Origin of the sequence: Clostridium sp. UBA2485 (genome assembly GCF_002341865.1) — a bacterium.
GTDB lineage: Bacteria > Bacillota > Clostridia > Clostridiales > Clostridiaceae > Clostridium_J.
Map to the genome: position 1 here is coordinate 1 of NZ_DDOV01000027.1, position 26,358 is coordinate 26,358.

The 26,358-nt window shown below is 28.6% G+C and carries 23 protein-coding genes and 1 pseudogene; 14 read left to right on the top strand and 10 right to left on the bottom strand.

Translation table 11 applies throughout. The features are described 5' to 3' along the window. A partial coding sequence (locus B3603_RS03410) for a non-ribosomal peptide synthetase (protein ID WP_291560765.1) occupies positions 1 to 4,444 on the top strand: 4,444 nt, incomplete at its 5' end. A 296-nt stretch (positions 4,445 to 4,740) separates the two neighbouring features. On the opposite strand, the gene B3603_RS03415 is transcribed toward B3603_RS03410, so the two are convergent. After that, a complete protein-coding gene (locus tag B3603_RS03415) occupies positions 4,741 to 5,253 on the bottom strand; it encodes a hypothetical protein (protein ID WP_039629927.1) in 513 nt (170 codons plus the stop codon). A 253-nt stretch (positions 5,254 to 5,506) separates the two neighbouring features. On the opposite strand from B3603_RS03415, the gene B3603_RS03420 reads away from it, so the two are divergent. Continuing rightward, on the top strand, positions 5,507 to 7,291 hold the full coding sequence (locus tag B3603_RS03420; RefSeq protein WP_291560770.1) for an aminopeptidase P family protein: 1,785 nt from the start codon (positions 5,507 to 5,509) through the stop codon (positions 7,289 to 7,291). 268 nt (positions 7,292 to 7,559) lie between these two features. On the opposite strand, the gene B3603_RS03425 is transcribed toward B3603_RS03420, so the two are convergent. Further along, positions 7,560 to 8,444 carry an IS3 family transposase gene (locus tag B3603_RS03425; protein ID WP_312573428.1) on the bottom strand — a complete coding sequence of 295 codons (885 nt, stop codon included), beginning with the start codon at positions 8,442 to 8,444 and terminating at the stop codon, positions 7,560 to 7,562. After that, positions 8,429 to 8,671, bottom strand: a complete 243-nt coding sequence (locus B3603_RS03430) for a hypothetical protein (protein WP_291560772.1) — start codon at positions 8,669 to 8,671, stop codon at positions 8,429 to 8,431. The genes B3603_RS03425 and B3603_RS03430 overlap by 16 nt, the downstream gene beginning before the upstream one ends. Before the next feature lie 207 nt (positions 8,672 to 8,878). On the opposite strand from B3603_RS03430, the gene B3603_RS03435 reads away from it, so the two are divergent. Beyond that, positions 8,879 to 9,058, top strand: coding sequence for a hypothetical protein (locus B3603_RS03435; protein ID WP_291560774.1), 180 nt, complete (start codon positions 8,879 to 8,881; stop codon positions 9,056 to 9,058). On the opposite strand, the gene B3603_RS03440 is transcribed toward B3603_RS03435, so the two are convergent. Continuing rightward, the gene (locus B3603_RS03440) at positions 9,039 to 9,653 is read right to left on the bottom strand and encodes a peptidase E (RefSeq protein WP_291560776.1); all 615 of its coding nucleotides are present in this window, start codon (positions 9,651 to 9,653) and stop codon (positions 9,039 to 9,041) included. The two genes, B3603_RS03435 and B3603_RS03440, sit on opposite strands and share 20 nt — an antisense overlap. Positions 9,654 to 9,726: 73 nt before the next feature. After that, positions 9,727 to 9,954: pseudogene (locus B3603_RS03445) on the bottom strand (helix-turn-helix domain-containing protein); the annotation flags it as partial. A gap of 579 nt (positions 9,955 to 10,533) precedes the next feature. Here B3603_RS03445 and B3603_RS03450 point away from each other — a divergent pair. The 3 genes from B3603_RS03450 to B3603_RS03460 all read left to right on the top strand — a co-directional run bounded on the left by B3603_RS03450 (position 10,534) and on the right by B3603_RS03460 (position 11,703). Further along, positions 10,534 to 10,686 (top strand): hypothetical protein, encoded by a 153-nt coding sequence (locus tag B3603_RS03450; RefSeq protein ID WP_291560780.1) that lies wholly within the window; start codon positions 10,534 to 10,536, stop codon positions 10,684 to 10,686. Between the two features lie 58 nt (positions 10,687 to 10,744). Further along, positions 10,745 to 10,873 (top strand): clostri-philic family protein, encoded by a 129-nt coding sequence (locus B3603_RS03455; protein ID WP_252120199.1) that lies wholly within the window; start codon positions 10,745 to 10,747, stop codon positions 10,871 to 10,873. A gap of 140 nt (positions 10,874 to 11,013) precedes the next feature. Beyond that, positions 11,014 to 11,703, top strand: coding sequence for a Crp/Fnr family transcriptional regulator (locus tag B3603_RS03460; RefSeq protein ID WP_291560786.1), 690 nt, complete (start codon positions 11,014 to 11,016; stop codon positions 11,701 to 11,703). 136 nt (positions 11,704 to 11,839) lie between these two features. Here B3603_RS03460 and B3603_RS03465 read toward each other — a convergent pair whose 3' ends face one another. Beyond that, positions 11,840 to 12,601, bottom strand: coding sequence for a flavodoxin family protein (locus B3603_RS03465; protein ID WP_291560788.1), 762 nt, complete (start codon positions 12,599 to 12,601; stop codon positions 11,840 to 11,842). A gap of 318 nt (positions 12,602 to 12,919) precedes the next feature. Here B3603_RS03465 and B3603_RS03470 point away from each other — a divergent pair, with 318 nt between their 5' ends. The 4 genes from B3603_RS03470 to asrC all read left to right on the top strand — a co-directional run bounded on the left by B3603_RS03470 (position 12,920) and on the right by asrC (position 17,116). Then, positions 12,920 to 13,645, top strand: a complete 726-nt coding sequence (locus B3603_RS03470) for a type II CAAX prenyl endopeptidase Rce1 family protein (protein ID WP_291560791.1) — start codon at positions 12,920 to 12,922, stop codon at positions 13,643 to 13,645. Positions 13,646 to 14,352: 707 nt separating this feature from the next. Next, positions 14,353 to 15,360, top strand: a complete 1,008-nt coding sequence (gene asrA, locus B3603_RS03475) for an anaerobic sulfite reductase subunit AsrA (RefSeq protein ID WP_291560794.1) — start codon at positions 14,353 to 14,355, stop codon at positions 15,358 to 15,360. 2 nt (positions 15,361 to 15,362) lie between these two features. Continuing rightward, the gene (asrB, locus tag B3603_RS03480; protein WP_291560796.1) at positions 15,363 to 16,154 is read left to right on the top strand and encodes an anaerobic sulfite reductase subunit AsrB; all 792 of its coding nucleotides are present in this window, start codon (positions 15,363 to 15,365) and stop codon (positions 16,152 to 16,154) included. An 11-nt stretch (positions 16,155 to 16,165) separates the two neighbouring features. Next, the gene (gene asrC / locus B3603_RS03485) at positions 16,166 to 17,116 is read left to right on the top strand and encodes a sulfite reductase subunit C (protein WP_291560799.1); all 951 of its coding nucleotides are present in this window, start codon (positions 16,166 to 16,168) and stop codon (positions 17,114 to 17,116) included. A 37-nt stretch (positions 17,117 to 17,153) separates the two neighbouring features. Here asrC and B3603_RS03490 read toward each other — a convergent pair whose 3' ends face one another. Continuing rightward, positions 17,154 to 18,317 (bottom strand): amidohydrolase, encoded by a 1,164-nt coding sequence (locus B3603_RS03490; protein WP_291560800.1) that lies wholly within the window; start codon positions 18,315 to 18,317, stop codon positions 17,154 to 17,156. 146 nt (positions 18,318 to 18,463) lie between these two features. Next, positions 18,464 to 19,078, bottom strand: a complete 615-nt coding sequence (locus B3603_RS03495) for a 3'-5' exonuclease (protein ID WP_291560802.1) — start codon at positions 19,076 to 19,078, stop codon at positions 18,464 to 18,466. 189 nt (positions 19,079 to 19,267) lie between these two features. Between B3603_RS03495 and B3603_RS03500 the strand changes: the two genes are divergently transcribed. Next, entirely contained in the window at positions 19,268 to 21,175 is a 1,908-nt protein-coding gene (locus B3603_RS03500) for a glutamine synthetase (protein WP_291560804.1), read from the top strand. A gap of 9 nt (positions 21,176 to 21,184) precedes the next feature. Here B3603_RS03500 and B3603_RS03505 read toward each other — a convergent pair whose 3' ends face one another. Further along, entirely contained in the window at positions 21,185 to 21,745 is a 561-nt protein-coding gene (locus B3603_RS03505; protein WP_291560807.1) for a hemerythrin domain-containing protein, read from the bottom strand. Positions 21,746 to 22,184: 439 nt separating this feature from the next. Between B3603_RS03505 and B3603_RS03510 the strand changes: the two genes are divergently transcribed. Then, positions 22,185 to 24,104, top strand: a complete 1,920-nt coding sequence (locus tag B3603_RS03510) for an FAD-dependent oxidoreductase (RefSeq protein WP_349676780.1) — start codon at positions 22,185 to 22,187, stop codon at positions 24,102 to 24,104. Between the two features lie 296 nt (positions 24,105 to 24,400). On the opposite strand, the gene B3603_RS03515 is transcribed toward B3603_RS03510, so the two are convergent. Next, positions 24,401 to 25,222, bottom strand: coding sequence for a hypothetical protein (locus tag B3603_RS03515; protein WP_291560809.1), 822 nt, complete (start codon positions 25,220 to 25,222; stop codon positions 24,401 to 24,403). Positions 25,223 to 25,368: 146 nt separating this feature from the next. Between B3603_RS03515 and B3603_RS03520 the strand changes: the two genes are divergently transcribed. Further along, on the top strand, positions 25,369 to 25,698 hold the full coding sequence (locus B3603_RS03520) for a LysO family transporter (RefSeq protein WP_291560812.1): 330 nt from the start codon (positions 25,369 to 25,371) through the stop codon (positions 25,696 to 25,698). Then, a complete protein-coding gene (locus B3603_RS03525) occupies positions 25,699 to 26,295 on the top strand; it encodes a lysine exporter LysO family protein (RefSeq protein WP_291560813.1) in 597 nt (198 codons plus the stop codon). Positions 26,296 to 26,358 lie beyond the last annotated feature (63 nt).

Here is a 26,358-nt window from a genome sequence, read left to right on the forward strand (position 1 = left end):
AGAAATTTCCTTGGGAGAAATATTTAGAAACTCTACTATAAAGAGTCTGGGAGAGTATATAAGAAATTTAGATAAAAGCATATATTCTACAATAGAAATTGTAGGGGAAAAGGAATATTATCCATTATCCTCTGCACAAAAAAGAATGTATATATTAAATCAAATTGAAAATGCAGGTATAAGTTATAATATGCCGATGATAATGACAATTAAAGGTGAATTAAATATAAATCAGTTTGAAAAGGCAATGCAAGAACTTGTAAGAAGGCATGAATCTTTTAGGACAGCTTTTGAATTAATAGAAGGCAGTCCAGTACAAAAAATATATAAAAATGTGGAGTTTGAAATAGCTTATAGTGAATTAAGAGAAGGTGAAATAAAAGATAAAATAGAGAATTTTATACAACCATTTGATCTTAGCAAAGCACCACTTTTAAGAGTAGAACTGATAAAACTATCAAAAAACAACCATTTATTTATGATGGATACTCATCACATAATATCAGATGGAATATCAACAGGAATATTTATAAAAGAATTTATTGCACTATATGAAAATAAAAAATTACCAAAGTTAAGAATACAATATAAGGATTTTTCACAGTGGCAAAATAATATATTAAAAACCAAATCTATTGAAAAACAAAAAGAATATTGGCTAGATAAATTTAAAGATGAAATACCTGTATTAAATATGCCAACAGACTATATGAGACCTTCTACGAAAAGTTTTGAGGGTGATTTAATAAAATTTGAAATAGAAAAGGAATTAAAAGAAGATGCAAATAAACTTGCAGCTAAAACAGGGACAACTTTATATATGGTATTATTAGGAGCATATACCGTATTATTATCTAAATATACAGGCCAGGAAGATATAGTTGTAGGAACACCAGTAGCTGGTAGGATGCATTCTGATTTAGATAATATAATAGGAATGTTTGTAAACACCATCGTAATGAGGAATTATCCTAAAGGAGAGATGAGCTTTAAGGAATTCTTAGAAAAAGTTAAGGATACTGCATTAGAAGCATATGAAAATCAAGATTACCAATTTGAAGACCTAATTAGCAATTTAGATATAAATAGAGATTTTAGTAAGAATCCATTATTTGATGTGATGTTTACATTGCAAAATATGGACATGGAGAATATAGAAATTGATGGATTAAAATTTAGTTCATATGAGTTTAAAAATAGGATATCTAAATTTGATATTACATTAAGTGCTATCCAAACAAATGAAAAGATAATTTTTAATTTAGAGTATTGTACAAAACTTTTTAAAAGAGAAACTGTAGAAAGATTATCAAAACACTATGTAAATATACTAAAAGAAGTAGTAAATAATATAGAAATTAAATTATCGGAAATAGAAATGCTGCCAAAAGAAGAAAAGAAACAACTGCTTTATGATTTCAATGCTACAAATGCTAAGTATCCTGAAGATAAAACTATATATGAACTATTTGAAGAACAGGTAAAAAACACTCCTAACAATATAGGAGTAATATGTGAGGAGAATAAATTAACTTACAGAGAATTAAATGCTAAAGCAAATAAGTTGGCAAGAGTATTAAGAGAGTGTGGAGTCAAGGCTAATTCTGTAGTCGGAATAATGCTAGAAAGATCTTTAGATATGATAGTGGGGATAATCGGCATATTAAAAGCTGGAGGAGCATACTTGCCTATTGAATCAGAATATCCTAAAGATAGAATAGAATATATGATACAAGATAGTAAAGTGAATATATTACTTACTCGTCACAAATTATTAAAGAAAATAACTTACAGTGGAAAAGTATTAGATATAGATGATGAAAAAATTAATTCACAGAGTGAAGAAAATTTGAAAAAAGTAAATACTTCACAAGATTTAGCATATATGATTTATACTTCTGGATCTACTGGAAAACCAAAGGGAGTAATGATAGAGCATAAAAATGTGGCAACTATGCTTCGATGGAGAAAAAAAGAATATAAGTTAAATTCTGGGGATAGTGTACTTCAGTTATTTTCTTATGCTTTCGATGGATTTGTAACAAGTTTTTATACACCAATTATCTCTGGAGCAAAAGTAGTTATTTTAAGTGATATTGAAGCAAAAGATGTTTTTGTGATAAAAGATAAGATATTAACACATAATATTACACATTTTATAACAGTACCATCTATGTGCTTAGCAATAATGGATTCTTTAACGACAGAAGAAGCAAAAAGTTTAAGGATAATAACATTAGCGGGAGAAAATTTAACTTCTAAGGTTGTTGAAAGATGTAAAAGTGTTAACAAAGAAATTGAAATAGTTAATGAATATGGACCAACTGAAAATAGTGTAGTTACAACAATTATGAGAAATGTTGATGTAAGCAAAAAAATAACAATAGGCAAACCAAGAGATAATACAAGAATATTCATAGTAGATAAAAATAATAAAGTTCAACCAATAGGGGTAGCAGGGGAACTATGTATATCTGGAGATGGTCTTGCAAGGGGATACTTGAATAAACCAGACTTAACAAGAGAAAAGTTTATATTAAATCCCTTTGAGCCAAATATAAGAATGTACAAAACAGGAGATTTAGCAAGATGGTTGTCAGATGGAAATATAGAATTTTTAGGAAGAATAGATCATCAAGTAAAAATAAGAGGATTTAGAATAGAATTAGGTGAGATAGAATCACAGTTGCTAAAAAATGAAAAAGTAAGGGAAACAGTAGTAATATCTAGAGAAGATAAAAATAATAACAAGTATATTTGTGCTTATATAGCTGGGGATAATGAAATTAATGCTAAAGAATTAAGAGGATATCTTTTAAAAGAGCTACCAGAGTATATGGTACCATCATATTTTGTACAACTAGAAAAAATACCAGTAACGCCAAATGGAAAGGTTGATAGAAGAGCATTACAGCAATATGATAAATTTATTGACATAGGTACAGTATATGAGGCACCAAGAAACTTTATAGAAGCTAAAATGGCCTCTGTATGGGAGGAAATACTAGGAATAGAAAGAATAGGAGTAAAAGATAATTTTTTTGACTTAGGTGGAGATTCTATTAAAGCAATTCGTATTGTATCTAAATTAATTGTTGACTTTGAAATAAAAATAAATGATATTTTTGAATGCAAAACTATATCTCAGTTGTCTAAAAAAGTATCTTTTAAGAAAAATAATCTTAAGATGAAAATTGATTCTTTTAAAGAAGTAGCAGTTACTTTGGAAAGTTCAAACAACAGTTCAATTTGTGATAAAAAGTTAAATAGCAGTATTATGAATTATAGAGAGCTAAATAAAGCATATGAACAAATTCATGTTATTAAAAAAAGAAAGTACAAAAATATTTTCTTAACAGGAGCAACAGGATATTTAGGTATGCATATTCTACATGAATTATTGAATAGTGATGATGTAACAATTCATTTACTTATAAGAGGAAAAAATAAAGAAGAAGCAGAAAATAAATTAATGAAAAATTTTGAATTATATTTTGGAAGTAATATATATGAGGTTTATTCAGATAAGATCTCCATAATAAATGGAGATATAACAAAATATAATTTTGGGTTGGAAAAAGAATTATATGAAACTTTAGCTGAAACTGTAGATTGTATTATTAATTCTGCTGCTAATGTAAAGCACTATGGTCATTATGAGGATTTTTATGATGTGAATGTAAAGGCTGTTGAAGGGTTGATGGAATTTGCTAAATTTGGCCAAAAGAAAGATTTAAATCATATTTCAACTATTAGTGTGGGCTCAGAAAAAGTAGATAAGAAGGATATGTTATTTAGTGAATATAATGATGAATTAGAAACCCATATTGATAACTATTATATAAAGACCAAAATAGAAGGAGAGAAACTTGTCCTAAAGGCAAGAGAAGATGGTGTTAATACTAATATATTTAGAGTAGGTAATGTTGTTTTTAATTCAAGAACAGGGGTATTCCAAAAAAATATAGATGAGAATGCTTTTTATTCACAGTTAAAATCCTATATAAATTTAGGAGCAATGCCACAAATAAATTCAAGTTATGATTTTTCTTTTGTTGATTATGTAAGTAGGGCAATTATTTTATTATATGATAGAGCAGATTTAAAAAATGAAATATATCATATATTTAATCCTAATTCTGTAACTCAAATTCTAGTAGGGGATTTATTAAACAAATTAGGTTTTTCAATTGAAATGAAGTCCTTTGAAGATTTTTTAGAATATGTATATGATAACTATAATAGAGAGGACTTAAGAGAGCATATAGACAATTTCTTAGTACACTCTAATATATTGAACAATGAAGAGAATAAAGCTTTTGTAAGTATATGCGAAAAAACTCAAATATTACTTAAGCAAACAGGCTTCATATGGCCAAGCTTAAATTTAGAGCATATGAATAAAATGATAGATTATTGTAGAAAAGTTAATTTTTTAGAATGATAATATACTATTATAATTTAGCAATTTTTATAGAAAAGTTGTTTGAATTTTATTTTACTATGTGGTAAGAGTAAATAAACAAATCATTTAAAAGAATAGTGAAAAATATTGAAGAAGTAGAAGAATTTTTAATTCAAAGAAAGAGGAAGATATAATTTATAACTAATTAAAAACTTCTTCTGTTATTTTTCTAAGAGCAATAATGCTGCAAAAATAACAGAAGAAGTTTAATTATATTTTTATTATTTTTCTTTAAAGATTAATATAGATAAAGAAGTTAATTCAAAAAAATTTATTTACTTTAGTGGAAGGTTCGAAGAAAAACTTGTTACTGTCCACTTATCATTATAATTGCTTAATTTAAGATGTCCAGACATAGGAACTTCTTCACTAGATTCATTTTCAAAAGATTTTTTTATTAAAGTTCCAGTATATTCATAATCATAGATACCTTCTTCAGAAGAATTAACTTTAATTAAAGTAGCATCTTTTACTTCTAGTGTATATTTGTCTCTATGAGAACTCTCAAGTTGAGAAATTATAATTTTTTCGCTAATTGTTATTAAATATAAATTCTCTTCAAAATAATCCTTAATAGGGCTATGTAATTTATCAGCGGATTCCGCACTAGTTACACCATCTATGCCAAGCTTTGCATATAGATCTATGCGATCCTTATCAAAGGTATAATATTTGATTACAACATCTTTAGCGATATCATCAGGATTGATGGTTTCTGATTTTTCTTTTGTGCAACCAATTAAAGAAAATGAAAATAAAATACATAATATTGATAAAAGTTTTTTCATATAAATACCTACTTTCCAATTTTATCACCTACATTATATCATAATTTTGGAACAACTTGAAAATATTAAGGATAAATATTACCTAATTTTACAAATACGATAAAAATTTAGGAAATATAAAAAAATTGATTAAATTGTAAGAAAATATTTAAATAAAGTAAAAAATATATTATAATTAAGTCATTCTACTAAAAGTATTTATAAATTTAAAATTTATTTTATACAAAGTTTTATTACGATTGGAGGTAAAAAGATGACAGTAAAGGAAAGAATAGAAAAATTAAGAGCCTTAATGAGAGAAAAGAATATTGAGGCTTATATTATTCCTAGTTTTGACTCTCACCAAAGTGAGTATGTAGCTGAACATTATAAATCAAGAGCATGGATATCAGGATTTACGGGGTCAGCAGGTACAGTTGTTATCACATTAAATAGCGCAGGATTATGGACAGATGGAAGATATTTTATACAGGCGGAAAAACAATTGCAGGGAAGTGGAATTGAATTATTTAAAATGGGACAACCAACAGTTCCAACCTACATTGAATGGATAAAGGAAAATGTAGAAAAAAGCTCAACTATAGGTTTTGATGGAAAGGTATTTCCTGTTTCCTTATATAAGGATATGTCATTAAAATTTGTCTCTAAAAAGTTTAAAATTGAAACAAGATTTGATTTAGTAGGTGAGATTTGGGAAGATAGACCAGCACTTCCATCAGAGCAGGTATTCATTCATGATGTTAAGTATGCTGGAAAAACCAGAAGCAAAAAATTAAGTGAAGTTAGAGATAAAATGAAAAAAATAGAAGCTAATTATTTTATATTAAGTTCACTAGATGATATAGCATGGTTATTTAATATAAGGGGAAGAGATATAGATAAAAATCCTGTAGTTATTTCTTATGCTGTGATAGATGAAGAAAAAGCTTATCTATTTGTTGATTTATCTAAAATATCAAGAGAAATATCAGAAGAGTTAAAAGGTGAAAATATTGAAGTTAAGTCATATGAAGAGATAACAAAATTTATTGAAAGTATACCAGAAGATAAAGTTGTAACATATGATCCAGCTAAAACTAATGTAATGATTTTAGATGCTATAAGATCTGATATTACTAAAATAGAGGAAGTAAATATAACAACTAAATTAAAAGCTATAAAAAATAAAATAGAAATAGAAAATACAAGAAAAGCTACAATTAGAGATTGCGTTGCTGAAGTAAGGTTCATAAAATGGTTAAAAGAATCAGTTTCAAGAGGTGAAAAAGTAACAGAAATATCTGCTTCTAATAAATTAACTAGCTTAAGAGCTGAAGATGAATTATTTATAGAACCAAGTTTTAATACAATAGCAGGATATAAAGATCATGCTGCTATGATGCACTATAGTGCAACTCCAGAAACAGATTATGAATTAAAGCCAGAAGGTTTATTCTTAATTGATTCTGGTGGACAATATTATGATGGTACTACAGATATAACAAGAACAGTAGTCTTAGGATCACTAACAGAAGAGCAAAAAAGAGATTTTACCTTAGTTGCTAGAGGTAACATTGGATTATCTAAAGCTAGATTCTTAGTTGGTACTGTGGGATGTAACTTAGACATACTTGCTAGAAAGCCACTTTGGGAAGCAGGAATAGATTACAAATGTGGTACAGGACATGGCGTAGGATATCTATTAAATGTTCATGAAGGGCCGCATGGAATATCTAGAGTTCCATCAAATGTTAAATTAGAGGTAGGTATGAATTTAACTAATGAACCAGGTGCTTATAAAGAAGGTAAGCATGGTATAAGATTAGAAAATACATTATTTGTAACTGAGGATGAAACAACTGAATATGGTGGAGAATTTTTGAAATTTGAAACTATAACATTCTGTCCTTTTGATTTAGATGGAATAATTCCAGAGATGATGACTGAGGATGAAAGAGAATGGCTAAATAATTATCATAAACAAACATATGAAAAGTTATCGCCATATTTAAATGAGGAAGAAAAAGCGTTTTTAAAATATGAAACAAGAGCTATATAAGATAAGAAAAGAATTTCCTAAGTTCAAAGCGGTGAATTAAGAAAACATTAAATGAGAAAGTCGGCATGGTTTAGGCTATGCCGACTTTCTCTATATTCTGATTTTTTTGTGCTTGGTTCGTAGCCTTGCCAAAATCAAAAGCACCGATAAAGTTATACACGATTTCAATTTCTTGTACCTTGTCGCTGGCTCCACGGCCTTTTTTTCGGAAGTTTTTGATACAAGGATTGGATTTAGGTCAATATCTTAGACACAGAAAGCCGTATTTTTATGCTGATTTTCTAACCATATTCTCACATTCTTGAGGAGTAATATAGCCTATGCTGCTATGTATCCTTTTTCTGTTGTACCAAGATTCTATGTACTCAAATATAGCTAGTCTAGCAGCATTAAAATCATAATAATTAACTAGATTTACTTTTTCTTTCTTTAATGAGGTATGAAAAGACTCAATGCAAGCATTATCATAAGGAGTACCTTTTGCACTAAAAGAATGAATTATATTAATCTTTGATATGTACTCATAAAATTTAGAGCTTGTGTATTGTGAACCTAAATCGCTATGTAGTATTATTTGACCCTTTGGTTTTTGTGCCGTATAGGCATTGTCCACAGCCTTTATTGCTAAATCAGTACCCATAGTTCTAGAGAAAGCATAACCAACTATTTTCTTTGTGTAAAGATCAAGAACAGAAGCAAGGTAGCACCAACCACCTCGTAGAGTGTGAATGTAGGTTATATCAGTTGCCCACTTCTCATTTATGGTGCTTGTGGAGAAATTTCTTTTCAAAACGTTTTCCCTCTCTTCTATTTCTTGTTTTGAAACACAAGGCCTAAATTTTTTCTTAATGACTGATTTTATGCCCAATTTACGCATAAGTATCTGAACTCTTTTGATACTTATAGCAAAGCCCTTACCTTTAAGAATATTATAGATTTTAGGAGCTCCATAACGATTTTTACTATCACTATATATTTTAAAGATTTCTTTCTTATACATAGCATTTTCAATACTTCTTCTACTATCAGTTTTTCTTAAATACTTGTAAAAAGAGCTTCTTGCTACATTTAAGACCTTACACATTAATTTAACATCATGTTTTTTTCTATTATCTTCTATGAACTTAAATACTGAGCTTATTTCTTTGCGAATATGGCCATGGCTTTTTTTAGTATTTCATTTTCTTCATTAAGTCTAGCCATTTCCTTTTGCATTTGCATATAATCTTCTGCAGTTAATGTTTTATCTTCATTGACAATTACAGGTTTCGCCTTATTAACCCAACCCTGTATTGTTGATTTTGAAACGCCGAAGATGTTGACAGATTTTTTGAAAATATTTTTGCTGAAAACGCAAAAAAGCCCGACTGCAAAATGCAATCGGGCATAGATGATACATGAAAGTTTATATAATGATGTGTGTGTTCATCTTGATAGTCGGAATATCCCAAAGGTGAGTAAATACTTTTTTTGATAAGTGTAAATTACACAGCATAGATAAAATGAAAACAGACACAGCAATACCTCCTTTGGTACCGCCGTATCCTTAAAAAGGGGTAACTTTAATACACCCTCCGATATCTTGTTTTGAAAAAGAAAAACGGCGGCTTTGATTGTTTTATTATCGAAACCGCCGACAAACTCACTATATTTTTGTTTGGCTTAATTGCCATAGCCAAAGCAACGGTTTTTGTGGATATTGATACGCCATTACGCAATATCTTTTTCATAGCTAACTATCTCCAAGTTAGTTACTTACCATTTTAACCTCATTATTCTCAACTAATATTGCATCATTATTGCTGATGGGTGATAAATTTAAAGTAGCGGAATAGTCAGCAACTATCTTTTGAGCGATTTTCTTAAACGGTGCATTGGTATAATGAGGAACTGTGTAAAACTCCACTAAGCCCAAAGCACTAAAATCTGTCAAATAAGGAGCTTTTTTAACGCTGTCCATTCCTTTTGCATATTCAATGTTTGCTGATGTAACCATTGCTCCTGCGGACTCCCCAATATAGAGTTTGCCTGCATTTACTTCTTCAATGATAATTTTATCTGCGCCTGTTCTTTTAAGCTCCTGTAACAGAAAAAAAGTATTGCCGCCTGTCACATAAATAAAATCATTACCTTTTAATTTAGTGCTTATTTCATTAGGTGTAGCTGTGGATATTTCCAAAACATCAATGGTTAATCCTAATTTCTCAAGTGATTTTTTTCCTTCATCTACATAAAAAACAACCTTTTCAACCACACTTGCAGTGGGGATAAATGTTATAGTCTTACCTTTCAAATCTTTTTCAAAGTCGGTAAATATATTGGCTACATCTTCAAAAGATGAGGCTAAAAATAATTTTTTCATATCTTGTTTTCTCTCCTTTATTATTTTCTTTAATTACAGTATAACATTAAAAGGTGTCATATGTTGATACCTTTTCTTCAAGCTCCCATACTGCTGTACGGATTGCGTCAATGCTTTCTTTGTTGATATGGGATAACCCTTTTAGGGTATAATCCCAATCCTCCGGCAAGGAAAGCATTTGCGATAACAAACCTTTTGCTTTTAGCGTTAGCTCCTTGTTGCGTAAGTGGTGGTTGCTCATTACGGTATAGCCCTTGTTGCGCTCCACCCGGATTACTGCCATAGCTTCATCAGCTCCTTTCTTAAGTACGCAGTAGAACACTGTTTTTGAGGGAAAAGGTATAAACACTTTGCCTTGTTAAAACTGCGTTTACTAAACCGCATGATTATGACTTTACTTGCTCCTACCCTGTGACAAAAGGTCATAAAGAAACGCCACAGACTTTTTTCAAAATCTACGGCGTAGTTAGGCAATGGAAAAGGAATACCATTTGCATAGTATTCCTTTTCATACGATATTTAGTTTTTAGTATCGTTTCCGCTTGCCTAGTGCCATAAAAAAACATTGATTTTACTGGGTTTTCCTTTGTTTTCTTATGTCACCGCTGTATTTTTAGGAAGTTCTTTTTTTATTTACCAATTTTAAGATTAATTTATATAAAATAATTTTTAATTCTACTAATAAAACTAAAAAATTCTTTATAATATAATTTTTTATAATTAATGGAAGAATTTAATCTACTATAGAAAATAGGAACTAACAACACAATTATTAATAAACTTTTATTTTATATAACTATAGACATAGAAAAATAAATATATTATAATTGAAATATAAATGAAAATGATTATCAATATCATTAATAGAAGGTGAGAGTTTATGATAAAGAAAAAAATTAAAAGTAGATTAATCGTATTATTAATTGGTTTATTAAGTTGTATGGTGATTTCAACTATAGATAGAAATGTAAATGGAAAATTAATAAAAGAAAATAGTACTCCTAGTAAAGTTATATTAATGAGGAGTAATTAATTTCTATAGTATAAAACTTTTAGCCTAGGTAAAAATAAGGCTGAAAGGAGTGAATGGTATGGATAAAACCAATAATAGCAACAATAAAGGGAAAAGAAGACAAAAGATAAATAACTTACCTAAAAATAAAGGAAATAAAAAGACTTCACCAAGATATGTAAATTTTGATGGTGAACCAACTGAATAGATAAACTATAAATCTCTTAGAATGTCCTAAGAGATTTTCTTTTATATTACTTCACATTTATAAATAGGTGTATTATTTATATCCATAATATATAATAGAATTAATAGTAAAATCTGAAATACATTGATTAGGAGTGCACTATGGATAAGGTTATATTAAAGGATATAGAAATATTGGATAATTTTGGAAGGCTCGATAGAGATATATTAATAGAAATTTGTGAGAAAAGTTACAAAACAAATTTTCATAGGGGACATCAACTCTTTATGGAAAGAGATGTAGTAAATAATATTTATATAGTTTTAAGTGGAAAAGTATCTTTATATAAAATATCAGAAGAAGGGCAAAAGCGGGTAATATTTATACTAGGAGAAGGAAGTATAATAAATGATGTAATAATTGATAATGGAAGCTCTTCAGTAAATTGTGAGGTTTTTGAAGATAGTGTCATTATGATAATTAATAAAGATGAATTACTAAAGCTTATGGAAAAATACTTTTCACTAACTAAAGTAGTTATAGAATCTATGACTAAAAAAATTAGAAGAACTTATAGGCAACTAAAAAATACAGTGCCATTAAAGATTGAGAAAAAACTAGCAGCAAAACTTTGGAAACTTTCAAAAGATTATGGAGTAGATGGAGAAAAGGGCACAGTAATTGATATGACCATGACTGTTACATACCTTGCAAACATGTTTGGGTGTTCAAGAGAAACAATGTCTAGAGCTATAAAAGTATTGGAAGATAAAAATCTCATAGCTATAAAAAATAAAAAGATAACAGTTATTAATAGAGAAAATTTAGCTAAATATTTTAAGGGTATGTGATACTGTACTTACAAATATAAAAATAATTGAAAAACACTAAACATATCTAAGAGTAAAAAACAGCTATGATATGTTTGGTGTTTTTGTATAGTGAAATAGAAAATGAAATGATTAAATTATAAAGTTAAAAATTCAACTATTTGAATATAATTCGTTTTTTCATACTCCATACCCCAATACTTGATATAATATCAGCAATACAATTCTTCAAAGGATTTACCTTAGTTTCATAAAAATAAACTTTCTTATCACTGTAATATTTATAATCAGCAGGTAAAGTTTCTTTTGAAATGCTCGCCATCTTTTTAAAAATTTTGAACCATATTAAATTACCTAATGGGGGACTTGTTTCTTTTCTATATTTCATTGAATTATAAAATTTTCTTGTAGCACTTTTGATATGTTTTTCAATCTTCTTCTCATATTTTTTATTAGCCTCCCAAGGTGTACTTGTTATACTTAATTCACAAATCTTTCGACTTCCACCTAAAGTAATAGATAATGCTTTAATAACTTTATTTAATCCAGAACCACCATTAGCAACAAGCATAAGGGACTGTTTAAAGAATTTTGGTCTGTGTAGACTATGGGCAAAGCGGTCAATAAAGTTTTTCATTAGCCCACTAACATTCAATGCATATCCTGGTGAACTAAGAATTACACCGTCTGAATTTAGAATTTCTTGCTCAATGCTTTCCTTATCGTCTTTTAAAGGGCAAAACCACTCTCCTTTGGATATACAGGTAAAACAACCTTTACACATGTAAAAATTAATATCACTAAGAAATATATATTTAAAATCTATATCATTTATTAGCTTTAATTCGGCTTCTATTTTCTGAACAATTTTATATCCATTTCCTTTATGAGGACTTCCCATAATTGCAATTACTTTCATTCTCAAATCACCTTCTATAAAGATTAAATTATGTATTTAAATGCATATTAATTTAGAAATCTGTGTTATTTTATAGTTTACTTATATGCTAATTATAACATTAATTTGAAATTAAAATAAATTTTTACTCTAACTTTAGTAATATATAATGCTTGTAGTAAGAGATGAAATTTTACTAGAAAATAATTAAAAAGGAAAAATTAAATAGCTATAGAACAAGTAAGATAAAGACAATTATAATTAGCAACAAAAACTATAATTTAAGTACAGTCCTTTATTTATATATTTATGATTAGCCAATTATGAAGGGATGATAAAATGAAGAAAGTTTACCCATTTATACTGCCCTTATTTAGAAGCATTTTATTTATTATGGTTGGAGTGCTATTTACAATATTAACCAATCAATCATTGGAGGAAGCAAGTCAATGGTGGTCTATAATATGCACTGTTTGTAATATCATTACTATTGTTTTATTGATGGCAATTTGTAGAAGTGAAGGCTCTACGTATAAAAAACTAATTGGTTGCCCAAGGAAGAAAGGTAATGTAAAATATACATTACTGGTTGTTATGTTAATGCTTATATTGGGAATAGGGGGGATGTATGTATTTGGATTTATGATTTATGGTTATGTTCCTGTAAAAATGATACAACCCATTCCTGTATGGCTTGCATCAATAAATGTCATACTTTTACCTTTAACCACAGTATTTGCTGAACTACCTCTATATTTTGGATATGGACTAAATAGAATTGAAAAAATTACAGGCAATAAAATATTATCAATTGCATATACGATGTTTTTCTATGCTCTTCAGCATAGTTTCATTCCTCTGCTATGGGATTGGAAACATGCCCTATTTAGATTTTTATCATTCTTGCCTTTAATGATTGTATTAGGAATTATTTATTATAAAAAGAGAAAGCTTCATCCATTAATGGTAGGACATTTAATTTTAGACTTAGCAACAGGTGTCCAAATTTTAATGACTTCTATATCTCCGGCATTATTTGAAATGATGAAAGCAATGAATAAGTAATATGTTGTTCATAAAATGGACATCTGGAGGGGTACACTCATCTTGAAGCATATTTGAGGGGCTGAAAACTATAAAAATATTAGAAGACAAAAATCTTATAGTTATGCATCTTTAAAAAAATGATAGATCAGTATGATTAGCCTATTTTCCATCATACTGCGTTGTCAGAACCCTCTCATAGCGCCCTATGAGTAGAACCTGAAGCCTTGTCTGATGTGAGGCATATTCAAAAAATAATTAGTCAGTATGCTCATCTATTTTGTATCATACTTCGTCGTCAGAACTTCATGATAGTTAAACTATCATGAAAACCTGTCTTCTTGTATGATGCAAAATATATTTCGCATCTTTAACTAGCTATTTTATTTCATATGCTTAAAATATACTAACATCTTTGATCTATTATTTTCTTTCAGATGCCTTATAAAAAATAAAAAAATAAAAAAATAACAGTTATTAATAGAGAAAATTTAGCTAAATATTTTAAGGTATGTGATAAAAATCACATACTTTTTTTTATATATCACTTAGAATTAGAGTGAGTAATAGGGAACTTATTGTTAATATTAGTGAATTAATTAACAATAAATAGTGAAATTTTATATAAATTTTTCAGAATAAACTTAATATCCAGATGATTCAAATCATATTCTTATAATATTTAAAATTTCACTATAAAGAATAAGAAAGTATAGGAGTGTGCAATTATGGGACTTATAATTTCTAAAGATAGGTTTAATGATGTGCTAAAAAACTTAAATGAAAAATATGAAATATATGCACCTGTAAACCTAAAAGGTAAGGGAACTTTTTCTGACACAGATAGAGTAAGATATGGATTAGTAAGTTCAATAGAGGAGATTGTAGTTGATGCAAAATCTCATTTTTCTTTTAAAGAAATATTACTGCCAATAACTCAAACTTTATTTTATTTTACAGAAGAACAGTGGATTGAACCTAAAATTGATAGAAAAGAAATATTAGTATTTTTAAGAAGCTGTGATTTACAAGCTGTAAAAAGAATAGATGAGATATATTTAAAAAATGGCGACAAAGACCCATATTATAAGGCGATTAGAGATAATGTAAAATTTATATTGATGGGCTGCAGTAAAAGCTTTGAAAATTGCTTTTGTGTAAGCATGGGGACAAATAAAAGTGATAAATATTATGCAGCAATAAATTTTAGAAATGACGTTGTAGAACTAGATGTAAAAGATGAAGAACTATTAGACTATTTTAATGATGTTGAAGGTAGAATTTGTGAAGTAAAGCCGGATTATGTTACAGAAAATTCTGTAAAAGTTAATATACCGGAAAATTTAGATCAAAGAATTTATAATTCAGATATGTGGAAGGAATACAACTCAAGATGTATTAGTTGTGGAAGATGTAATTTTGTTTGCCCTACTTGTACATGCTTTTCAATGCAAGATATTTTTTATAAAGATAATGAGAAAACAGGAGAGAGAAGAAGAGTATGGGCATCTTGTCATGTAGATAATTTTACAGTTATGGCTGGAGGACATGAGTTTAGAAAATCGAAAAGCGAAAGAATGAGATTTAAAGTAATGCATAAGGTATATGATTTTAAGAAAAAGTTTGGATACCATATGTGCGTAGGCTGTGGAAGATGTGATGATATCTGTCCAGAATATATATCTTTTTCAAATTGCGTAAACAAGCTTAATGATGCTATGGAAGGAGAAAAATAAAAATGTCAAATATATATATGCCATTTAAATCTAAGATAATTAGTATAAAAAAGCATACAGATATAGAGTATTCCTTTAGAATGGAGTACTACGGAGATGTAAAGCCAGGTCAATTTTTTGAAGTATCACTTCCTAAGTATGGTGAAGCACCAATATCTGTATCAGAAATAGGAGAAGGATATATAGAGCTCACCATAAGAAGAGTGGGAGTTGTTACAGATGTAATTCATAGCTTTAAACCAGGAGATATTCTTTTCTTAAGAGGACCTTATGGTAATGGCTTCGATATAGACAACTATAAAGATAAAGAGCTTATAGTGGCTGCAGGGGGAACAGGATTATCTCCGGTTAAAGGTGTTATAGATTATTTTGCAGATAATATTGAAGAATGCAAAAATCTAACAGTATTAGTAGGTTTTAAAACTATTGATAATGTACTCTTTGAGGATAATATAGAAAGATGGAAAAAAACTTCTGATGTTACTATAACAGTAGACAGTGCAGAAGAAGGATATAAAGGAAATGTCGGACTTGTTACAAAATATATACCAGACCTTAAGATAAATAATATAGATGAGGTTCAAGTAATAGTTGTAGGACCTCCAATGATGATGAAGTTTACTGTTTTAGAATTTTTAAAATTAGGAATTAAAGAAGAGAATATTTGGATTTCTCAAGAAAGAAAAATGTGTTGTGGAGTAGGAAAATGTGGTCATTGCAAGATAGATGACACGTATATTTGTGTGGACGGACCAGTGTTTAACTATATTAAAGGAAAAACTCTTATAGATTAGGGGGGAATATTGTGGATATAAATACTAAAAATTTAAAAAAGAATGCTTTTAGAGTTACTAAGCATAGAGGAAAAGTTGCCATAAGAATAAGAGTACCTGGTGGTCATATGCCAACTAAATACTTTACAATTTTAAATGACATTGCAGAGAATTACGGAAATGGTACAGTACATTTAACAACTAGACAGGGTTTTGAAATTCCAGGTATAGATATGAATAAGATGGATGAAATAAATAATTTAATTCAACCAATTATAGAAGGTTTAGGAATAAATCAGCTTAATCCCAATAAGGGATATAACGCAGCTGGAACTAGAAATGTATCTGCTTGTATTGGCAATAACGTTTGTCCTTTTGGAAATTATAATACTTCTGAATTTGCTTTAAAAATTGAAAAAGCAATTTTCCCAAATGACTATCATGTAAAAATTGCATTAACTGGATGTGCTAATGACTGTATAAAAGCAAGAATGCAGGATTTTGGAATTATAGGCATGACAGTACCTCAATATGAAAGTTATAGATGTGTTGGTTGTGAGTCCTGTGTTAAAAATTGTAAGAAAAGGGTTACAGGAGCATTGAGTTTTGAAAACTTTAAGGTAGTGAGAGATCATTCTAAATGTGTAGGTTGTGGAGAATGCGTGGGCAAATGTCCTACAGGTGCATGGTCAAGGAGCACAGATAAACATTATAAATTAGTAATTATGGGTAGAACAGGTAAGAAAAATCCAAGAATGGCTCAAGATTTTATAAAATGGATAGATGAAGAAAGTATAATTAAAATAATTCTAAATACCTATGATTATATTAAAGAATATATCGATAAAGACGCACCAGGTGGAAAAGAACATATAGGATATATAGTTGATAGAACAGGATATAGAGAATTTGAAAAATGGGCATTAAAAGATGTAGAACTTCCAGATATTGCAGAAATAACTGAAAATATTAATTGGTACTAAGTTTCAATAAAAAACCGTGATTACTCACGGTTTTTTGTTAGAGTTCATTCTTTACTATATTTCCATTTACCATAACAAATTTAACTTTATTTCTTAAGTCAAAAGGATGTCCATTGTAAATTACAATATCGGCATCTTTGTTTACTTCTATAGATCCAACTCTATCGTCTATTCCTAATACTTCAGCGGCATTTATAGTTATAGCCTTTAAAGCTTCTTCTTCATCTAATCCTTCTCTAGCAGCTAATGCAGCACATACAGGTAAGTATTGAAGAGGAATTACAGGATGGTCTGTCATAAGAGCAATTTTAAGTCCTGCACTATTTAAAACAGATGGAGTTTCAAAGGTCAAATTTTGAAGCTCAAATTTTGATCTATCTGAAAAAGTAGGACCAACTATTATACCTTTTAAAGTCTCTTCCTTCAAGTAATCAACTATTAGATGTCCCTCAGTACAATGCTCTAAAGAAATTTCTACTCCAAATTCTTTAGCTATTCTTATAGCAGTTAAAATGTCATCAGCTCTATGAGCATGAGCTTTAAGAGGAATTTCTTTCTTTATTACCTTTGCAAGAGCTTCAAGCTTCATGTCAAATTCTGGTGCTTTTTCATTTCCTTCAATAGATTTACGTTGCTTTTCAACATAATTTTTAGCTTTTATTAAGTTCTCTCTAAGAACTGCTGCAGTACCCATTCTTGTTGAAGGGCATTTATTTTGTTTATCATAAACCCTCTTAGGATTTTCACCAAAGGCAACTTTCATAGCTGCACAGTCATCTATTATCATTTCCTCTAGTCTTTTTCCATAAGTCTTCATTATAGCAAATTGACCGCCAATTACGTTTGCACTCCCAGGACCAGTAGCAACAGTTGTAATACCAGCTAATAGTGCCTCTTCAAAGGATCTATCTACAGGATTAATACCATCAATTGCTCTTAGATGAGGTGTAACAGGATCAGTAGCTTCATTTCCATCTGCACCTTCAAAGCCAATGCCATTCTCCCACATACCTACATGGCAATGAGCATCAATCATACCAGGCATTAAAAAACCACCTTGTGCATCAATAACTGTAGAGTTCTCAGGTATTTCTAGATCTTTTCCTATTGCTACAATTTTATCATTATCAACGATAATTGTTCCCTTATCTAAAATTTCCTTTGTCATAGTATGGATGTTAGCATTTTTAATAAATATCATAACATTATACCCCCATAATATTCTTTAAAATATATTGATTTTTATTTAATAAAACATTTTACGTTATCTATATGAATGTATCTTCAAAAAAATAACAAGCCAGTATGTTAACCTATTTTTTGCCATATGCTTAAACAAAATATTTATTATTGCTTTTTTACTATATTTGTGAAGTATCTTGGTGGAATATAATTCTTTTTTATACCTTCAGTAACTATTAAGTAAGTAGCAGCTGTATCGAATCTAGCATCATGATAACTTCCACTACCTTCGAAAAGTTCTTTTGCCTTATCTCTAATTTGACTTCTTTCTACACCTAAGAATCTAATAACTTCTTCAAGCTTAGGATTTTTAATTCCACCTCTAGTATTTATGAACTTGCATATATTTTTATAATAATTCATTGTGCAAAAAACATTTTTAGGAGCATATTCTATATCGCAATATTCAAGTTCATGACATAAGAATTTTATATCAAAGTTAACATTATGTCCAATTAATATATCGGCAGATAAAAAATCATTTACGAATTCTTCGTAAGAATCTTCAAAGTATTTTCCATTACTTAATTGGTATAGATCTTCAGCAGAAAAACCATGAACCTCTTCAGCTTCAGGCTCAACATATTCTACTGCAAAGAAAACATTTTTACCTTCAGTTTTTGTAGGTTTTACACCAGTATCTACAACTATATAAGATAGCTGGCATATATTTCCTGGAGTTATTCCAGTAGTTTCTGTATCAAAAAATATCATCTTCATATGTAAAAACCTCCTAAGTATACTAATATAATAATACAAATTAGAGAATAAATATAGAGTAAATATGATAAATTACTTGTAAAGGTTTAAATAAAAAATATTAATAAATATACAAAAAATTAATGTCTTATTTGTGAATTTTGTAATATAATGTTGAATAAAAGTTACTTTAATGTAGGAGGGAATGGAATGGACGAATATATGATATACACTATCCCAAGAGAAAAACATAATGAAAAAGATTTAAAATCAATACTTAATATTCATAAGGAAATTAAGTTTGTGTCCCTAGTAGGAGTAGATTTATTAGGCAATGACACTGACGAAAAAATTCCTGTAAAAAATTTTTTAGAAGATATACATATTTTTTTAAATGGAATGGCAGCACAGACAGATGGATCCTCAGTTGTTTTACCAGGCATAGCAAAATTAAATAACGCTAAAGTAGATATGAAAGCTGATGTAGATTGTAACTGGTTTATAGATTATAATTATGAAAATATAGATGAAGAAACAAATAAACCTATAGGTACTTTAAGAATTCCATGCTTTTTATATCACGAAGGAAAAGCTGTAGATTCAAGAAATATTTTAAAAAGCACCATAACATTTTTGAAGCAAAATATTATGAAGTTATTGAAAGAAAATAAAGAAGCTCTTAATTATTATGGAGTTACTTTTGATGAGATAGAAGGAGTAGAGATAACTTCTGCTACAGAATTAGAATTTTGGGTAAAAAGCCCTAATGAGCTTGCAGAATTAGAGGCATTATCTACTTCTCAAGCTTTAAAGGAACAATATTGGAAAAGAACAAAGGGCTCTGTAAGAACAGCTTTAGAACAAAGTTTATTGCTAATGGATAAATATGGATTAGAGCCTGAGATGGGACATAAAGAAGTTGGAGGAGTTACAGCTAAATTATCTCAAAGTGGAGATTTAGTTCATGTAATGGAGCAGCTTGAAATCGATTGGAAATATTCTAATGCCATACAAGCTTGTGATAATGAATTATTTATTAGAACTCTTATAAAAGAAACTTTTAGAAGAAATAAATTAGAAGTTACTTTTGCAGCGAAACCTATAGATAGTGTTGCAGGTAGTGGAAAGCATGTTCATATGGGTATAGTGCTAAAATTAAAAAACAATAAGAGAATTAATCTTTTTACATCAAAAGAAGGTGGATTCATAAGCACAATAGGATATGGTGCATTGATGGGAATGCTTAAAAATTACGAAGTTATGAACCCATTTATATCTTCTTCAAATGACGCGTTTAGAAGGTTAAAACCAGGATTTGAGGCCCCAGTGTGCATAGTTACATCTCTAGGGCTAACTAAAGATGTGCCTTCAAGAAATAGAACTATACTTATAGGATTAATTAGAGATATGGAGAATCCTATGGCAACGAGATTTGAATTAAGATCTCCAAGCCCACGTACTAATACATATTTAACATTAGCAACTATGAATATGTGTATTTTAGATGGTATAAGATACGTTGTTAAAAATAATAAAAATGAAGAAGAATTATTGAAGGAAATATCTAAAAAGCCTGGAGAAGACTCACCATATTTAGAAAAGCACAGATCCTATAGAAGTGAAGAAGATATATTTGAGGATTTTTCAGAAGAAGAAAGAGAAGACTTCTTTGGGAAATCTCCAAGAACAGTGTATGAAAATATCATAGGTTTTGATAACTGTAAAGATAAGCTTAAAGTAATAACTGAAGGCAATATAATAACTGAAAATATAATAAATAGTTATAAAATAGCTATTTTAAATAAATATGCTATGGAAATAGAGCATAGAATAATCTTAAATTATATGGATGAAGTTAGAAACTGTAAAATACTTCATCATAATGAAATTGATTGCGATTTAGATAAGAGTAATTGGGAAGATATTAAACTTATTAGAGAAAATATAATGAAGGATACAAATGTTAGAAAAAGTATATTCTCAGAGATAAGAGAAGCTATTAATAATAAAGAGTATGATAAATTATCAGAGCTTCAAATATTATTAGAAGAAGAAATGCAAAATTTAAGAGATAAATATCTATCATATTCAAGAAATTTAATAGATTTTCATATGTAAGTTCAAAAGCTAGCTTGAAGCTAGCTTTTTTTCTAAATTTTTTACTACATTTTTATATTTTTGTTGTAATTTTATGCCATCTGGCGAGTGTTCAAGCTGAAAACACTTTTCATTTAATTCATCCATTTTTTCTTTAGATAAACTTCTTTCTGCAAAACTGTATATAGTTGAATTTTCTTTGTCTATATGTCTTTGTAATAAGTCTGTATAACATATAGCATTAGCTATTATATCTAATTTAGACTCTTCATTACCATTATTAAAATTTACAATAGCTCTTTCTAAATTAACTACATATAGTCTTCCTAAATCATGCTCTACAAGCATACCCATAATAGGACCATTTTTTATTCTTTCTCCAAGAGCATCACCCATAATTTTAAATAATATAAGCTCTTCTTTATTATGATGATGACTGTCAGCATAATTTTTTATAAAATCTATGCAGATATTAAAGTCTTCAATACTTACTGTATTTTCATTTAATATTTTAAGACATAATTTTCTTATTATTTTTAACATTCTTACAATGAGATTATGTTCCTCTACCATTAAATCAATTGCCTTCATAATAGTTACCTCCTAAGATTTTAATATTATTATTCCAATATAGAAATTTACTATTAGATAAATAATTATTATATTTATAGATTTATCATAAATTTTTATAAAATACAATATTAAATAAATAAATAATATAGAATCTCTTTTTTATAATTCCATAAAAAATATTAAGTTATAATAAATTTACATAAGTGGATATGAAAAACATATTAAATTGAATTAATACAGTACAAATTCGTAATAAAATGAAGATAAATTTATAAAATCAGATATTTCAGTAAAAATTTATAAATCGTAGTATTTGAATATATGAATATAATGTGATATTCTAAATTTAGATACTTATAAAAATAACTTTAGTAAATTCATTTTATAATTAAGTTATTTTTATTTATAGAAATTTTATATTTATAAAAAATAATAATTTTAAGAGAGGCTGATAATCATGAAAAAAGTATTAGTGGTAGGTGGAGTTGCTGGAGGAGCTTCAGCAGCAGCTAGATTAAGAAGATTAGATGAAGAAATTGAAATTATCATGTTTGAAAAAGGCCCTTACATTTCCTTTGCTAACTGCGGACTTCCATACTACATAGGTGAGGTTATAAAAGATAGGAATAAACTTATAGTTACAAAAGAAGAATTAATGAAAGATAGATTTAATATTGATGTTAGAAGTAATAGCGAGGTAATTGAGGTTGATAGCGAAAATAAAATTGTTAAGGTGAAAAATGGTGATAAAGTTTATGAAGAAAGCTTTGATTATTTAGTTTTATCACCAGGGGCTAAACCTATAATTCCTAATATAAAGGGTATAGAAAATAGCAGAATAAAAACTCTAAGAAATATTCCTGATACTGATAAAATTAAAGCAGAAATAGACAGTGATAAAGTTAAGAGGGTCACTGTTATTGGTGGCGGATATATAGGTATAGAGATGGCTGAAAACTTAAGAGAAAGAGGGCTAGAGGTAACTTTGGTAGAAGCAGCACCTCACATCTTAGCACCATTAGATGATGACATGGTAGTATTAATAGAAAAAGAATTAGAAAATAAAGGTATTAAATTAATATTAAAAGATGGGGTTAAGGAGTTTAAAGGAGATGAAAATTCAATCACTGCTATACTAAATAGCAATGTAGCCGTTGAAGGGGATCTAGTGATACTTGCTATAGGAGTTACTCCAGATACGGAATTCTTAAAAAGCAGTGGAATAGAATTAGGAGTTAAAGGTCATATTTTAGTAGATCAGTATTTAGAAACGAATATTAAAGATATTTATGCTGCAGGAGATGCGGTGGAAGTGGTAGATTTTATAAATAAAAGCAAAACTGCTATACCCCTTGCTGGACCAGCAAATAAAATGGGCAGGATAATAGCAGATAATATTTGTGGATATAAAAATCAATATAAAGACACCCAAGGAACTTCTGTCATAAAGGTCTTTGATTTAACAGCAGCATCTACAGGAAATAATGAAAGAACTTTAAATAAATTTAATATCCCATATAAGATAATATATGTTCATCCAAATAATCATGCTGCCTATTATCCTGACGCTACACAAATGACTTTAAAGCTAATATTCAATGATGAGGGAAAAATTTTAGGAGCGCAGGCAGTAGGATACGATGGAATAGAAAAAAGAATAGATGTTATTGCCACAGTCCTTAGGTTAGGTGGTACAGTTTATGATTTAACTGAGCTGGAATTAAGCTATGCACCTCCATATTCTAGTGCAAAGGATCCTGTAAATTTTGCAGGATATATAGCTGAAAATGTATTGTCTGGAAAAAGTCATATAGTATTACCTAGAGAAGTTGATGGAAGAGACAGGGAGAAAGTTATTTTAATTGATGTTAGAACCAAAATGGAACGAGATAATGGTTATATAGATGATTCAATTCATATAGATGTCAATGAATTGAGAGATAAAATTTCTGAGTTAGACAAATCTAAGGAGTATTGGATACATTGTGCAGTAGGGTTAAGAGCTTATATAGCCGAGAGAATGTTAAAAAACTATGGTTTTAATGTGAAAAATGTAACTGGAGGATATAAAAGCTATAGGGCAGAAAAATTTGTTCCTAAAAAGCTTATAAATAATCAAGAAAATCAATACTTCTCTAAAATTAATTATAATAAAAAAGAAATTGCTTTAGATCTTTGTGGATTACATTGTCCCAATCCTTTAATTAATTTAGAAGAAAAAATAAAAGAGCTAAACAGAGGAGAAATATTAACAGTAAAATCTTCAGATACTGATTTTCAAGAAGATGTGAAAGGTTTTTGTGAGAGAAATAAGTGTAAATTAACCCATGTAGAAATTGATAAAGGTATTGTAACTGCCAAAGTAGAAAAGCTTTAATTAGAGATAAAGCTGTGACTATTTGTCACAGCTTTATTTTTTAATGTATAGTAAAATTAGTTTTAATACAAATATGATAGATAATAGCCATTTAACAATTGAAAGAGGTTTATTTTCGCTTTCATTAATAATAGATTTGTTAGTACATTAAGAATTGGATATGAAAGCATTTCTAATGTTAAATTTGAAAAAGATTTCTATGAATTTATCCTTTAGTAGAATCAGTATTATTGCTATATTATATTAATTTTTAAATCAATTAAATTCAATACTATAGTTAATTTATAATAAAAAGATTATACATATACCATTATTGGTATAATTTCCATATAATTATATATTTTATTACTTTCTTCAATATCTTTTTCATTAACATGTTCGGTAAGAGCTAATAACTTATTCTCCATTAATCTCAACCCTAGATCCTCATATAGATCTTTAGAATGTTCTTTTACTTCCTTATCAATAGAGTTTACTTTTCCAACTACAGTAACATATTTGTTTTCCAAACATTGAGAATATGCATTTAAATATTTGCTTTCCAGGTGAATAATGGCTTTATAACTGTTAAATAAGGGTTCAGAAATATATTCCATGCAATGATTATCTTCAAGAGAAGAATAAGTATCTTTTAAAAAATTTAAAAGAGCACTTTTATCAACCTTACCTCCTAGTAGATTTTCTTGTGGATTAAGTATACTTTCTATCTCAAGTGTATTTATTAAGTTTTGAAGTTTTTTTAGCTGAGAGCTTTTATGAATCCTACAACTTATTTGAATAATATCGCCAATTTTAGCTTTTTCCAGTGCTTGTATAGTAGTTATATTTTTTAATAATTTGAATTCAGTTAATAATTGATGAAGTTTTACAAAAGTAGTAATGGGGCATGCAGTAACTTCCTCTAAAGTCAGATTTAAAAATCCTTGTAGCACTTGTACAAATGCGGTACCTTGACTAATTTTACCACAGGTAAGCTCACTTAAAGGCATATTGGTATTTATGATTATTTCTCTTCTATTTGCAGTAACATCTATTTCTCTAAATCTTATAAAAGCAATTTTATACATACTGACAATAGTATCGTTATTCACATAAAGTGGAATAAATACATCACTCACTTTATTCACTCCTTTTAGTATTATAATAAATTCTATATTGTATTTACTAAATTTAGAACAATTATTTAGGTTAAGAACATTATTTACATTAAATCTATTTAGAATTTTTGAAAAAGTGATATAATATTTATGAAAGGGGGATGCATATGAAAATATTAGCTGCATTGATACTAGGGATGATATTAGGATATTTCGTTCCATTGACAAAAAAACAAAAAGAAGTTAATGGTAAGTTACAACAACTAGGTGTAGTATTTTTGCTATTTTTCATGGGAGCCTCAATTGGTGCGAATGAAGAGGTAATAAAGAACATAGGATCGATAGGTTTGAAATCCTTTACATTTTCGCTATTAGCTTGTACTTTTAGTGTAATAGCTGTGTATTTTTTGAGCAAAAAAGTTTTTTGTAATGGAAAAGAAATACCTCAAGGAGAAAAAGAAGCTATAGTTGAAAAATGTGAAGAGGGGGGAATGTAAATGACTATAATTGTCATAGGTTCAATGATTTTAGGCATCGGATTTGGGTATTTTATATTCCCACAAAGTATAATAGAAAATTTAGATAGTATTGCATCTATCTGTTTATATGTACTTATATTTTTAGTAGGAATTGATGTTGGATCAAATAAGAAGATAGTAAAAGATATAAAAGCTACAGGAATTAAAGTCCTCATTATACCACTAGGAATTATTTTTGGTTCTTTATTTGGAGGATTTATAAGTGGATTGATATTTAATATGCCATATAATGAAAGCTTAGCAGTAGCTTCAGGCTTTGGATGGTATAGCTTATCAGGAATTATGCTTACAGAACTTGCAAATGCACAGTTAGGTGCTATAGCATTTTTATCTAATGTATTTAGAGAAGTAATGGCAGTAATATCCATACCTATATTAGCAAAAAAACTAAATTATTATTCCGCAATTGCACCTTGTGGAGCCGCTTCTATGGATACTACGCTACCTTTAGTAGCAAAAGCTACAAACTCAGAAATAGCGGTAATATCATTTATAAATGGAGTTATATTAACTTCCTTAGTACCGGTTTGCGTTACGTTTTTCTATAATCTTTAATTCAATCAAGTAGATAATAAAATTTATTTATTATCTACTTATTTTTATTTAAAAGAAAATTTA